This is a genomic window from Streptomyces sp. NPDC028331 (assembly GCF_055565775.1).
The window spans coordinates 157,240-170,043 of the sequence record NZ_JBVHTR010000005.1 but is presented as its reverse complement, the minus strand read 5'-3'; the positions used below and the strand labels follow the sequence as shown (position 1 = coordinate 170,043).

10 protein-coding genes and 1 tRNA gene are annotated in these 12,804 nt (G+C 71.1%); 10 read left to right on the top strand and 1 reads right to left on the bottom strand.

Going from position 1 to position 12,804, the window contains the following annotated elements:
• The first annotated feature begins 16 nt into the window (after positions 1–16).
• From ACZ4SW_RS08745 to ACZ4SW_RS08715, 7 genes are all read left to right on the top strand, one after another.
• Positions 17–985 carry a carbohydrate ABC transporter permease gene (locus tag ACZ4SW_RS08745; RefSeq protein WP_468239768.1) on the top strand — a complete coding sequence of 323 codons (969 nt, stop codon included), beginning with the start codon at positions 17–19 and terminating at the stop codon, positions 983–985.
• A complete protein-coding gene (locus ACZ4SW_RS08740) occupies positions 982–1,866 on the top strand; it encodes a carbohydrate ABC transporter permease (protein ID WP_468239765.1) in 885 nt (294 codons plus the stop codon). The genes ACZ4SW_RS08745 and ACZ4SW_RS08740 overlap by 4 nt, the downstream gene beginning before the upstream one ends.
• Before the next feature lies 1 nt (position 1,867).
• Positions 1,868–2,464 carry a hypothetical protein gene (locus ACZ4SW_RS08735; protein ID WP_468239763.1) on the top strand — a complete coding sequence of 199 codons (597 nt, stop codon included), beginning with the start codon at positions 1,868–1,870 and terminating at the stop codon, positions 2,462–2,464.
• A gap of 103 nt (positions 2,465–2,567) precedes the next feature.
• Positions 2,568–5,306 (top strand): exo-rhamnogalacturonan lyase family protein, encoded by a 2,739-nt coding sequence (locus tag ACZ4SW_RS08730; RefSeq protein WP_468239761.1) that lies wholly within the window; start codon positions 2,568–2,570, stop codon positions 5,304–5,306.
• A gap of 127 nt (positions 5,307–5,433) precedes the next feature.
• Positions 5,434–5,880: an SRPBCC family protein gene (locus ACZ4SW_RS08725; protein WP_468239759.1), complete on the top strand. Its 447-nt coding sequence runs from the start codon at positions 5,434–5,436 to the stop codon at positions 5,878–5,880.
• Between the two features lie 39 nt (positions 5,881–5,919).
• A tRNA-Val gene (locus tag ACZ4SW_RS08720) sits at positions 5,920–5,991 on the top strand.
• A gap of 119 nt (positions 5,992–6,110) precedes the next feature.
• A complete protein-coding gene (locus tag ACZ4SW_RS08715; RefSeq protein WP_468239756.1) occupies positions 6,111–7,961 on the top strand; it encodes a DUF2207 domain-containing protein in 1,851 nt (616 codons plus the stop codon).
• A 55-nt stretch (positions 7,962–8,016) separates the two neighbouring features.
• On the opposite strand, the gene ACZ4SW_RS08710 is transcribed toward ACZ4SW_RS08715, so the two are convergent.
• On the bottom strand, positions 8,017–8,742 hold the full coding sequence (locus ACZ4SW_RS08710) for an exonuclease domain-containing protein (protein ID WP_468239754.1): 726 nt from the start codon (positions 8,740–8,742) through the stop codon (positions 8,017–8,019).
• A 167-nt stretch (positions 8,743–8,909) separates the two neighbouring features.
• Here ACZ4SW_RS08710 and ACZ4SW_RS08705 point away from each other — a divergent pair, with 167 nt between their 5' ends.
• From ACZ4SW_RS08705 to thrS, 3 genes are all read left to right on the top strand, one after another.
• Positions 8,910–9,476, top strand: coding sequence for a DUF4365 domain-containing protein (locus ACZ4SW_RS08705; RefSeq protein ID WP_468239752.1), 567 nt, complete (start codon positions 8,910–8,912; stop codon positions 9,474–9,476).
• The gene (locus ACZ4SW_RS08700) at positions 9,473–10,687 is read left to right on the top strand and encodes a hypothetical protein (RefSeq protein ID WP_468239750.1); all 1,215 of its coding nucleotides are present in this window, start codon (positions 9,473–9,475) and stop codon (positions 10,685–10,687) included. Before ACZ4SW_RS08705 ends, ACZ4SW_RS08700 begins: the two co-directional genes overlap by 4 nt.
• Before the next feature lie 114 nt (positions 10,688–10,801).
• Positions 10,802–12,781 carry a threonine--tRNA ligase gene (gene thrS / locus ACZ4SW_RS08695; RefSeq protein WP_468239747.1) on the top strand — a complete coding sequence of 660 codons (1,980 nt, stop codon included), beginning with the start codon at positions 10,802–10,804 and terminating at the stop codon, positions 12,779–12,781.
• The last annotated feature ends 23 nt before the right edge of the window (positions 12,782–12,804 follow it).

The window sequence follows — 12,804 nt, the reverse complement described above, 5'->3', positions numbered from 1 at the left end:
AACCCGACCGGAACTGATGGGAACCCCCGTGACGCTCGTCAAGGACTCGCCTCTCGACACCCGGAAGCCGCGCTCCGCCGCTCCCGCCGCCCGCAAGCGGCGGGGCCGCCGGGAGAACCTCGCCGGCTACCTCTTCATGTCCCCGTGGATCGCGGGCTTCGTGCTTCTGACCGCGGGGCCCATGGTGGCCTCGCTGTACTTCGCTTTCACCGACTACAACCTCTTCAACACGCCCAAGTGGGTCGGCCTCGACAACTTCACCAAGATGTTCGACGACCCCCGGTGGGAGAAGTCGGTGGAGGTGACGGCGAAGTACGTCGTCATCGGCACGCCGCTGAAACTGCTGCTCGCCCTCGGTGTCGCGCTGCTCCTCGCGCAGAGCCGCCGGGGCCAGGCGTTCTACCGGGCCGCGTTCTACGCCCCCTCGCTCATCGGCGCCAGCGTCTCGGTCGCCTTCGTCTGGCGGTCGATCTTCTCCGACGACGCCATCGTGGACCGGACGCTGTCCGCCGTCGGCATCCACGCCGGCGGCTGGGTCGGCAACCCCGACTGGATCCTGTACTGCCTGGTGGCGCTCACCGTCTGGCAGTTCGGCGCGCCCATGGTCATCTTCCTGGCCGGGCTCAAACAGGTGCCGAAGGAACTCCACGAGGCGGCGGCGATGGACGGCGCCGGAGCCCTCCGCAGGTTCTGGAACATCACCCTGCCGATGATCTCCCCGGTGCTCTTCTTCAACGTGCTGCTGGAGACGATCCACTCGTTCCAGATCTTCGCCTCGGCCTACGTGGTCTCCAACACCTACTGCGGCCCGGCCGACGCCACGCTCGTCTACACCTGCTACCTGTACCAGCAGGGCTTCAAGAACGCCCAGATGGGCTACGCCTCCGCGATGGCCTGGATGCTGCTGCTCGCCGTGGCCCTGGTGACGGCGGTCCTCTTCTGGTCCCAGAAGAAGTGGGTGCACTACGAGGAGGACGCCCGATGAGCACCACCACGACCACCGTCCGCACGCCGCTCGGCGGCCCCGGGCGCAAACGCGCCGGTTCGCTCGCCTGGCACATCGGCGCCCTGCTGGTCCTCGCGGTCGTCCTCTATCCGGTCCTGTGGGTGATCGGGGCGTCGTTCAAGCCGAGCAAGAGCATCATCAACAGCCTGCAGCTGTTCCCCGCCCACCCGATCCTCGGCAACTTCAAGGGCCTCGCCGACGGCATCGCCGACATCTCCATCTGGACCTTCTTCCAGAACTCCCTCCTGTACGCAGGCGGCGCCGTCGTCGGCATCCTGATCTCCTGCTCGCTGACCGCGTACGCCTTCGCCCGGATCAGGTTCGCGGGCCGCAACCTGCTGTTCTCGCTCATGATCGGCACGCTGCTGCTGCCCTACCACGTGCTGCTCATCCCGCAGTACGTGATGTTCCAGAAGATGCAGCTGATCAACACCTACGTTCCGCTGCTGCTCGGCAAGTACCTGGCCACGGAGGCGTTCTTCGTCTTCCTCATGGTGCAGTTCATGCGCAGCCTGCCGAAGGAACTGGACGAGGCGGCCAGGATCGACGGCTGCGGGCACCTGAGGATCTACTGGTCGATCGTGCTGCCGCTGTGCCGTCCGGCGCTCATCACCAGCGCGATCTTCACGTTCATCAACGCCTGGAACGACTTCATGGGCCCGCTGATCTACCTCAACGACCCCGGCAAGTACACCGTCTCCCTCGGCATGATGATGTTCCGCGACTCCGACGGCGTGGCCGCCAACTACGGCGGCATGATCGCGATGTCCCTGGTCGCCCTGCTGCCGGTGCTGCTCTTCTTCCTCGCCTTCCAGCGGTACCTCATCGACGGCATGGCGACCTCCGGACTGAAGGGCTGACATGGCCACCGATCACGCCCGCCCGAAGGCCCGCCGCGAGTCGCCGCTCGCGCAGAGGTTCGCCCTGTTCGCCGAGTGCCTGCTCACCGGCGTCTGGATCGCCGTGGCCTCGCTGCCGCTCGTCACCTACCCCGCCGCCTTCGCCGCCGTTGCCCGCCATCTGCGCCGGCGCGCGGCCCACGAGGGTGGCGGATGGCGGGAGTTCGCCGCGGACTTCGGCGCGGCCGCGCGCCGGGGCTGGATCGTCGGGCTCGCCGGCTGGGCGGCGGCGGCCGCGGTCTGGGTGGACGTCCAGGCCGTGCGCGCCGGACTGCCCGGCGGACCGCTCGTCGGCGCGGTCGGCGTCCTCGCCCTGATCGGCGCCGCCGTCGCCGGGCTGCGCGCGGCAGCGGCCTGGGCACCGGGCGCCTCCTGGCGGGCCCTGCTCGCGGCGGCCGGACGCCGTACCGTCCTCGACCCGGCCGGATCGTTCCTCCTCGTCGGCGGGGCCGTCCTGGTGCTCTGTTCGGCCTGGTTCGTCGCGCCGCTCGCGGTTCCCGTCCTCGGGGCCGTGGCGGCGGCCGCGGTCGCCGTCGAGGAGCGCCACCGGCACCGCTGACGGAACCGGCACCTCCCTGGGGCGGCGCCCCGGCGCCGCGCCCGATCTGTCATGCCCCTGACCTCCCTGCACCACCCGCACGGAAAGGAAAGGCTGCATCTCCATGTCTCCCATCCCCCGCAGGTCCCTCCTCAAGGCCGCCGCCGTCGCCGGAGCCGCCGCCCAGTTCGGCTGGGCGCTAGGGGCCGACGACGCCCAGGCCGCGCCGAGAGCCGAGGCGGCCGACGCCGACCCGGTGACCCTCGACTGGCTCGAGGACGGCGGCCTCGGAGCCGCGCCCGGCTCCACCGTCGGGGTGCCCTGGCCGAAGGGCGTCTACCAGGAGGGCCAGACGTTCGCGCTGACGGACGCCGACGGCAAGGCCGTGCCCGTGCAGTCCTGGCCGCTCGCGTACTGGCCGGACGGCTCCCTCAAGTGGACGGCGCACGCGGTGAGTTCGGGCTCCGGCAAGCTCACGCTCACCGCCGGCGCACCCACGGCCCCCGACAAGAAGATCACCGTCGACGACAGCGGTGGCACCATCGACATATCGACCGGCGTCATCACCGCGAAGATCGGCAAGTCGGGCTCCACGCTGATCAAGTCGGTCACCCGCGGCTCCACCGAGATCGCCGCGAACGGCCGGCTCGTCCTCATCCGCCAGCCGGAGATCGAGGACGAGGACCAGGGCACGGTGAAGACCGAGCGCTTCGACGGCGCCGTGTCCGAGGTCACCGTCGAACAGGAGGGCCCGGTCCGGGCCGTCGTCCGCATCGACGGCAAGCACCGCAAGGGCGACCGCAGTTGGCTGCCGTTCTCGATCCGCCTCTACTTCTACGCGGGCGCCGACTCCTTCCGCATGGTGCACACCGTCACCTATGACGGGACCCAGGAACCCGGCAGGGCGAGCGGCGACTTCATCCGCGGGCTCGGCGTGCGCTTCACCGTGCCGATGCGGGACGCCGCCTACGACCGGCACATCCGCATCGGCGGCGAGGGCACCGGTCTGCTGCGGGAAGCCGTGCAGGGCGTCACGGGGCTGCGCCGCGACCCCGGCGCGGCCGTGCAGGCGGCCCAGTACGCGGGACAGAGGCTGCCCGACCCCTCGACCTGGGACCAGCGGGTGACGACCCGCCTGCAGTACATCCCGCACTGGGGCGACTACACCCTCTCCCAGCTCTCCGCCGACGGCTTCACCCTGCGCAAGCGCACCAAGAAGGGCTACGGCTGGATCGGCGCGGGCGGCGGCAAGCGGGCCTCCGGCTTCGGCTACGTCGGCGGACCCGGCGGCGGACTCTCCTTCGGCCTGCGCGACTTCTGGGAGAAGTACCCCGCGCAACTCGACATCCGCGACGCCCACACCGACGAGGCCGAGGTCACGCTCTGGCTCTGGTCGCCCGAGGCACAGCCCATGGACCTGCGCTTCTACCACGACGGCATGGGCCAGGACACCTACGCCAAGCAGCTCGAGGGCCTCAACATCACCTACGAGGACTACGAACCCGGGTTCGGCACCCCGTACGGCATCGCCCGCACCTCCGAACTCCTCTTCTGGGCCAACGCCGCCACCCCGACCCCCGAGACACTCGCCGACCAGGTCAGGGCGGTCCGGACGCTGCCGCAGCTCGCCGCCCCGCCCAGGCAGCTCATCAAGGCCAAGGTCTTCGGCCCCGGCCTGTACTCCGAGCCCGACCGCTCCACCCCGGCCAAGGCGAAGATCGAGGACCACCTCGACTTCCTCTTCACCTACTACAAGGACCAGGTGGAGCAGCGCCGCTGGTACGGCTTCTGGGACTACGGCGACATCATGCACACCTACGACACGGTCCGGCACGTGTGGCGCTACGACATCGGCGGCTACGCCTGGGACAACTCCGAGCTGTCGCCCGACCTGTGGCTCTGGTACGCGTACCTGCGCTCCGGCCGGGCCGACGTCTTCCGCTTCGCCGAGGCCATGACCCGGCACACCGGCGAGGTCGACGTCTACCACCTCGGCACGTGGGCGGGCCTCGGCACCCGGCACGGCGTCCAGCACTTCGCCGACAGCGCCAAGCAGCAGCGCATCGCCAACACCACCTACCGGCGCTTCTACTACTTCCTCACTGCCGACGAACGCGTCGGCGACCTCATGCGGGCCAATGTCGACTCCGACGAGACGTTCCTCGTCCTCGACCCGCAGCGCAAGGTCCGCACCGACCCCTACACCCCCGACCGGCACGCCCTGTCGATCGGCTTCGGCACGGACTGGAGCGGCCTGGTGTCGGCCTGGCTGACGGAGTGGGAACGCAAGGGCCCCAAGTGGGAGAAGGCCAAGGCGCGTGTGCTGTCCACGATGGAGGGCATCGCCGCCCAGCCCAACGGCTTCGTGCAGGGCAGCGGGCTGTACGACCTCGACACCGGCAAGTTCGCCGTCGCCGACAAGCCCGTGGTGTCCGTCTCCCACCTGTCGGCCGTCTTCGGCCTCAACGAGCTGTGCGCCGAGCTGATCCACCTGGTCGACATGCCGAAGTTCAAGGAGGCGTACCTGGACTACTGCCGCTACTTCAACGCCACCAAGGCCGAGCAGAAGGCCCGCTACGGCTCCGACTTCGGCACGCTGCTGCTCTTCCAGGGCCACTCGCGCCTGGACGCCTACGCGGCCGTCCAGACCGGCGACGCGACGCTCGCCAAGCGCGCGTGGACGAAGTTCTACGCCTCCGACGGCTACACCGAGTCCTCGCCGTGGAAGACGGAGCAGCTCAGCGGCCCGCTCACACTGGTGGCGGGCAGCGAGGCGGCCTGGGTGTCCACCAACGACACCGCGCTGTACGGCCTCGCCGCCATCGAGAACCTGGCACTGCTCGGGGACGAGATCCCGTCCTGACCGGCCCGTGGGGGAGCGCCGCCGCACGGGCGGCGGCGCTCGCACCCGTCAGTGTGATGCTCGTCACTCGGCATGGCATGAGTACGCGTACTCAGATGACGGGGACCCGCCTGGGCAGACTCCGGCCATGGAATGGACCCGTTACCGCTTCCGCAGCCTGTGGGCCCTGCCCGCACCGCCCGCCGCCGTGTACGCGGCGCTGGAGCGGCCGTGGGAGTACCCGCGGTGGTGGCGCCAGGTGCGGGAGGTGACCAGGCTCGACGCCACGACCGGCGTCGTCCGGGTCCGCTCGCTGCTGCCGTACGACATCACCTTCACCGTGCGTGAGGTGCGGCGTGACCCGGCGGCCGGGGTCCTGGAGGCCGTGCTGTCCGGTGACATCGACGGCTGGGCGCGCTGGACGGTCACCGCGGCCGGTTCCGGCACCCTCGCCCGCTACGACCAAGCGGTCGACGTGCACAAGCCGCTGCTCAGGAGGCTCGCCGTGCCGGCCCGCCCGGCCTTGCGCGCGAACCACCGGCTGATGATGCGGGCAGGGCGGCGTGGACTACGGGCGTACCTCGAAGCGGTTTGAAGGAACCCTGCCGGGGCCTGTATTGTTCAGTGCGTTCCCGGGCGATTAGCTCAGTGGGAGAGCGCTTCGTTCACACCGAAGAGGCCACTGGTTCGAACCCAGTATCGCCCACCGGGAGAGCCGGTCCGCATGATGCGGACCGGCTCTTTTTGTTCGCCCGTGGCCGGGATACGCTGCCGATCTTCACGGGGGCTGGGGAGGCCCCCGTGACGTGAGAGGGGGGTATTTCCTTGAGCGCTGCAGAGGGCGGGAGAACCAAGCCGGTCGGGACCCTGACGAGGGGACGCAGGAGCTTCACCTGGCTCAAGGTGTTCTTCGTCGCGCTGCTGCTCGGCGGTGTCGTCGCGCTCTTCCGGGCGGGCGGGAACGTGGAGCGCGTCACCACGATGTGGGTGGGCGCCGAGGTCGCCGCCGACGGCGGCATCCGCGTCACCGAGGTCATCGACTACGACTTCGGGCACCCCGGCGCCACCCGGCACGGCATCTACCGCGATCTGCCGGACCTGATGGACGACCAGGAGTACGCCAAGGTCGCCGCCACCATGGACGGCCACCGGGTCCCGTGGCAGTTCGACGTCGGCGACTACTACGAGGCGCCGGACGGCCAGCGGGAGATCGCCACCCGGATCAAGGTGGGCGACCCGGGCGGCTCCGTCACCGGTGTGCACCGCTACCGCCTCCAGTACACCCTTACGGACGTCGTGAAGAACGGCAGGATCGCCTGGGACGCCGTCGGCACCGGATGGCGGATCGACCGCTCGAACGTGCAGATCCACGTCGTGGCCCCGTACGAACTCACCGGCACACGCTGCGTGCGGGGCACCAACGGCTCCGAGGACCCCTGCACCGCCCGCGCGGCCGGCTCCGGCCGGCTCGACCTCACCCTCGACCGGCTCAAGGGACACGAGGGCGTCACCCTCTACGCCACCCAGGGCCGGAAGCCGACCGGGGCGAGGCCCGCCCTGCCCGCGCCGCCTTCCGGGAAGGCCGTCGGCACGACTGTGGAGAGCCCGTGGCGGGTGGCCATGCTCGCGTTCGCCCTCACGCTGGTCTGCGCCGCCGCCACGATCTGGCTGCTGCGCCTCCTCGGCCGCGACCGGATCGTCGAGGAAGGAGCCGACGGCACGCCCGGCCGCACACGACGCGTCGCCCTCGAACGGCGCGCCGCCTCGCTCACTCCGTCCCCCGTCCCCCCGGAGGGGCTGGCCCCCGCCAAGGGCGGGATCCTGCTGGCCGAACGCGTCGAGAGCCACCACCAGGTGGCCTGGCTGCTCGGCGCGGCGATCGAAGGGCGCATCGCCATCGAGGGGAGCGAGGAGCACCCCACCCTCAGACGCCGCGATCCGGCCGACGCACCCTATGACCCGGTCGCCAGGGTCGTGCTGGGCAGCATCTTCTCGGGGCGCGACTCGGTCACCCTGGGGCTGCGCGACGCCCGCTTCAGATCGGCCTGGCAGAGCCTCCACCACGAGCTGACGGCCTGGCACGAGAACAGCGACCTGTGGGACCAGACCTCCGCTCGCCTCGCCCGCGCCGGACGCCCCGTCGGCATCGCCGCCACCCTGCTCGGCTTCGTCACAACGGCCGTCGGGGCCCTGCTCGGCGGCGGCCGCAATGCGGCCGGCTGGCCGGTCCTGGTGGCGGGCGTGATCGCGGTGGGCGCCGGCCTGGCGTTGTGGCTGCGCTCCTGGGAGCTGTACGCCCGCACCCCGCGCGGTACGGCGCTCTGGCTCCAGGTGGAGGCGTTCCGGCGCTACCTCATGGATCCGTCCTCCCACCAGGGCGACGACCCCCTCGACGAGGGACGACTGGAGCTGTACACCGCGTGGGCGGTGGCCCTGGACGTGGCGTACGCATGGGACAGGGCCGTCGCCGGCTCGACGGTCGCTCCCCGGCCCCGGTCCACGACCACGTCGGGGTTCGTCACCGGCTACGCCCTCGGCCTGATGACCGCCTCCTCGTCCTCCAGCGCCGCCCCGCCCTCCAGCAGCAGCGGTGGCGGTGGAGGAGGAGGCGGGGGATTCGGCGGCGGCGGAGACGTCGGCGGAGGCAGCGGAGGCGGGGGCGGTGGCTCCTGGTGACGTCAGGCGCATGACGTCGGGGCGCCTGTCCTCGGCAGGCGCCTTCCCCGGGTTCCTACGCCGCCGCCGGCAGCTCCGGCCGCAGCGGCCACTCCGTGCTGACGATCTCCTCCGAGCCGCTGCGCGCGAACCACGCCTGAAGCCCGCGCGCCTGCGCCGCGTGCCAGTTGGCCTGGAGCGTGTGCAGCTCGGCGGGGGAGAGGCGCTCCAGCCGGGTCGCGAAGCGGCGCCCCAGTGCCCGTACGACCTCCATCGCGGCCAGTGCGTCCGCCGCCGCGTCGTGCGCCCCCTCCAGCGCGACCCCGTAGTGCGCGCACAGGTCGGTGAGCGTGCGGCGGCCCTTGCGGTAGCGGTCCAGGTGCTTGTCGAGCACCCGCGGGTCCAGCACCCGCAGCGGCGCCGCCGCGAACCAGCGCTCCAGCGAGGACGCCCGGTGGCGCCGCAACTCCCGGTCCAGCAGCGTCAGATCGAAGGGAGCGTTCATCACCACCAGCGGCCGGCCCCGCACCGCCTGATCGCCCAGCTCCCTGGCTATCTCCTCCATCACCGGCGACGGCCAGCGGCCGTTGCGCTGCAGGTGCTCCTCCGTCAGCCCGTGCACGGCCGTCGCCTCCGCGGGGACCGGCACCCCCGGGTTCACCAGCCAGCGGCTCACCCGCGGCCGGGCCCCCGGAGCGTCCTGGACGACGACGGCGGCCGACACGATCCGGTCGGTCTCGACGTCCACGCCGGTGGTCTCCGTGTCGAACGCGGCGAGCGGGCCCTCGTACCAGAACGTCATGCCTACCCAACTCCTCGTTCACCCATGGCAGCTGACGTACCGTCTTCTGCTGGTTTGGTGATACCCGGGCCGTTTGCGCCGTACGCCGCAAGGAGACAACAGGAGTACGGGTCTTTGCAGTTCAGGGGCTCGGACGGGGATTCACTGCGCAGGGAAGGCTGTTGGCCATGGCGATAGCGCAGCCCGAGCGGGGCGGGCTGCTGCCCGAGCGGACGGCACCCCATCGCGGCACACTCGCCACCACCGCCTGCATGGAGACACTGCAGGTGGGCTATCTGCACGCGGTCGCCGCGGCGGCCGGCTGCTCGCTGTCCCAGCCCTTCCCGGACAACGGCATCGACTGGCACGTCAGCCACAGCGCGCCCGGCCACACGGTCGACGACGAGGTCACCATCAAGGTGCAGCTCAAGTGCACGTACCAGATACCGCCGAACCCCCCGGGCCGCTTCTTCTCCTTCACGCTCGACAACGACCACCTGGCGAAGCTCGCCCGCACCCCGGTCGCCGTGCACAAGATCCTCGTCGTGATGATCGTCCCCCGGTCCCAGGACCAGTGGCTGCGGGCCGGCCACGACCGACTCGACCTGCGCCACTGCTGCTACTGGACCAACCTCGCCGGGCACCCGATCACGGGCCGACACCGCACCACCGTGCGCGTCCCGACCTCGCGCATCTTCGACGACCGCGCCCTGTGCGAGATCATGACCCGGGTCGGAACGGGAGGCAGACCGTGACACACCGTCCCCTCGACGAGCAGTTCCGCACCGTCCGGCCGCACCCGGCCGACCCGCTGTGGAGCCGGCCGCCCGCCCCCGACCAGGTCGACCCCGCCGTGCTCGGCGCGCTGCTGCACCGCCACGGCTGGCAGCGCCGCGGAGGAGCCCCCGGGCGCTACGGCCGCTGGACCCCACCGGGCCCCGGCACCGGTACCAGCCTCCTGGTGCCCGAAAGCCGTGCCTTCCCCGACTGCGACGACCTGATCGGCGAGGCCCTCCTCGCCCTGTCCCGCAGCGGCTCGCCCTCCGCCCGCGACGTGCTGGTCGGCCTCACCGTCCCCAGCGACGAGATCCGCTGGTGGCGTGACGTCCCCACCGGACCCGTGGGCGCCGCGCCCTGGGACGTGGAGGACCAGCTCCGCACCGCCGCCCGCCAGATGCTGCTGGCGGCCGCGCTCGCCACCCGCGCCCGGGCCGGCTACTACGGCGCCCGGCACCGCAGGCCCGCCGCCGCCTCGCTCGAGCACATCCTGATCGGCGCCGCCACCGACGGCCGCCGGCTCACCGCCTTCGCGCCCGTCGCCACGGGCCGGCCGCTCGCCGTACGCCTGCACCAGGCGCTGTACGCCACCCGCGAGGCCATCGACTACCAGCGGGCCACCGGCGGCATGGACGCCTTCGACACCGCCGTCGAGGCCGGCGTGAGCCATGAGCTGACCGAGGCGCTGGACGCCCTCGTCCGCGGCTCCGAGGGCGCCCGGATCGCCGTCGAGTGGGCGCCCGCAGCCGGCGTCCCCGAGGGCGGTGCCACCCCCGCCGAACCGGTCGAGTTCTCCCCGGGCGACCTGCCCGCGCTGCGCGAGGCCGGAGCCCGCTATCTGCGCGAGGAGCCGTCCGTGCCGGTGCGGATCACCGGCGCCGTGGTCCGCCTGCGCCGTTCGGGGCCGCGCGGCGAGGGCACCGTACGGCTCCGGGTCCTCGCCGGGGCCGAGGTGCCGCACGTACGGATGACCCTGGACGAGGAGTCGTACCGCATCGCCGGCCACGCCCATCTCGTCGGACTGCCGATCAGGGTGCACGGGCGGCTGGAGAGCCGGGGCGGATTCCGGCGCCTCGCGGCGGCGTCGGGGGTGGCGCCGGTGCAGGTCGACGAAGCCGAGCGGGATCGGCTGATGAAGTCGCTCCAGGAGAACCTGGACTTCTTCGAGGAGGCGTGCGGCGGGGACTGAAGCACCCGGGGGCACCGTAACCGTTTCGCGGTGGGCCGCCGTGGGTCGGTACGATCCCAGTCATGCGCGCGCTCCCGGTATGGCGCCGCATCCACCAGCAGTCAGGAGAGTCCGGTGTCAGACGTCCGTGTGATCATCCAACGCGATTCCGAGCGGGAAGAGCGCGTGGTGACGACGGGCACTACGGCCGCCGACCTCTTCGCCGGCGAGCGCTCGATCGTCGCCGCGCGCGTGGGCGGTGAGCTGAGGGACCTCGCGTACGAGGTGAAGGACGGCGAGACCGTCGAGGGCGTCGAGATCTCCTCCGAGGACGGCCTGAACATCCTGCGCCACTCCACCGCGCACGTGATGGCCCAGGCCGTGCAGGAGATCTTCCCCGAGGCCAAGCTGGGCATCGGCCCGCCCATCCGGGACGGCTTCTACTACGACTTCGACGTGGCCGAGCCGTTCACCCCGGACGATCTCAAGCGCATCGAGAAGAAGATGCAGGAGATCATCAAGCGGGGCCAGCGTTTCTCGCGCCGCGTGACCACCGACGAGGACGCCCGCGAGGAGCTGGCCGACGAGCCCTACAAGCTCGAGCTGATCGGCCTCAAGGGCAACGCCGCGCAGGCCGCCGAGGGCGCCGACGCGGAGGTCGGCGGCGGCGAGCTGACGATCTACGACAACCTGGACGCCAAGACCGGCGAGCTGTGCTGGAAGGACCTCTGCCGCGGTCCCCACCTGCCCACCACCCGGATCATCCCGGCGTTCAAGCTGATGCGCTCGGCCGCCGCCTACTGGCGCGGCAGCGAGAAGAACCCGCAGCTCCAGCGCATCTACGGCACCGCCTGGCCGTCCAAGGACGAGCTCAAGGCCTACCTCGACTTCCTCGCCGAGGCCGAGAAGCGAGACCACCGCAAGCTCGGCGCCGAGCTGGACCTGTTCTCCTTCCCGGAGGAGCTGGGCCCCGGCCTCGCGGTGTTCCACCCCAAGGGCGGCGTCATCCGCAAGGAGATGGAGACCTACTCGCGGCGGCGCCACGAGGTCTCCGGCTACGAGTTCGTGAACACGCCGCACATCTCGAAGGAGAGGCTCTTCGAGATCTCCGGGCACCTGCCGCACTACTCGGACGGCATGTTCCCGGCCATCGAGTTCGACGAGCAGAACTACCGCCTCAAGGCGATGAACTGCCCGATGCACAACCTGATCTTCAAGTCGCGCGGCCGTTCCTACCGTGAACTGCCCCTGCGCCTCTTCGAGTTCGGGACCGTGTACCGGTACGAGAAGTCGGGCGTCGTGCACGGCCTGACCCGCTCGCGGGGCTTCACCCAGGACGACTCGCACATCTACTGCACCAAGGAGCAGATGCCGCAGGAGCTCGACACGCTCCTGACCTTCGTCCTGGACCTGCTGCGCGACTACGGCCTGACCGAGTTCGAGCTGGAGCTGTCCACCCGCGACGACTCCGACAAGTTCATCGGCTCGGACGAGGACTGGGAGGAGGCCACCGAGGCGCTGCGCCAGGCCGCCGAGAAGCAGGGCCTGCCGCTCGTCCCGGACCCGGGCGGCGCGGCCTACTACGGCCCGAAGATCTCGGTGCAGGCCCGCGACGCGATCGGCCGGTCCTGGCAGATGTCGACGATCCAGGTCGACTTCAACCAGCCGAAGCGGTTCGGCCTGGAGTACACGGCGGCGGACGGTTCGCGCCAGCAGCCCGTCATGATCCACCGGGCCCTCTTCGGGTCGATCGAGCGGTTCTTCGGCGTGCTCCTGGAGCACTACGCGGGCGCCTTCCCGGCCTGGCTGGCCCCCGTCCAGGCGGTCGGCATCCCGATCGGCGACGCGCACGTGCCGTACCTGGAGAAGTTCGCCGAGCGGGCACGGGAGCACGGCCTGCGCGTCGAGGTCGACTCCTCCTCGGACCGCATGCAGAAGAAGATCCGCAACGCCCAGAAGCAGAAGGTGCCCTTCATGGTCATCGCGGGCGACGAGGACATGTCCCACGGCTCGGTGTCGTTCCGCTACCGGGACGGCTCGCAGGAGAACGGCATCCCGTTCGACGAGGCCATCGCCAAGATCGCGAAGGTCGTCGAGGAGCGGGCACAGGTCTGACACCCGCCGGGCGGGGCCCCCGG

What these genes read in the sequence shown, in the direction of transcription:
- ACZ4SW_RS08745 (WP_468239768.1), top strand. Translation starts at nt 17, where the DNA reads ATGGGAACCCCCGTGACGCTCGTCAAGGACTCGCCTCTCGACACCCGG.
- ACZ4SW_RS08740 (WP_468239765.1), top strand. Translation starts at nt 982, where the DNA reads ATGAGCACCACCACGACCACCGTCCGCACGCCGCTCGGCGGCCCCGGG.
- ACZ4SW_RS08735 (WP_468239763.1), top strand. Translation starts at nt 1,868, where the DNA reads ATGGCCACCGATCACGCCCGCCCGAAGGCCCGCCGCGAGTCGCCGCTC.
- ACZ4SW_RS08730 (WP_468239761.1), top strand. Translation starts at nt 2,568, where the DNA reads ATGTCTCCCATCCCCCGCAGGTCCCTCCTCAAGGCCGCCGCCGTCGCC.
- ACZ4SW_RS08725 (WP_468239759.1), top strand. Translation starts at nt 5,434, where the DNA reads ATGGAATGGACCCGTTACCGCTTCCGCAGCCTGTGGGCCCTGCCCGCA.
- ACZ4SW_RS08710 (WP_468239754.1), bottom strand. Translation starts at nt 8,742, where the DNA reads ATGACGTTCTGGTACGAGGGCCCGCTCGCCGCGTTCGACACGGAGACC.
- ACZ4SW_RS08705 (WP_468239752.1), top strand. Translation starts at nt 8,910, where the DNA reads ATGGCGATAGCGCAGCCCGAGCGGGGCGGGCTGCTGCCCGAGCGGACG.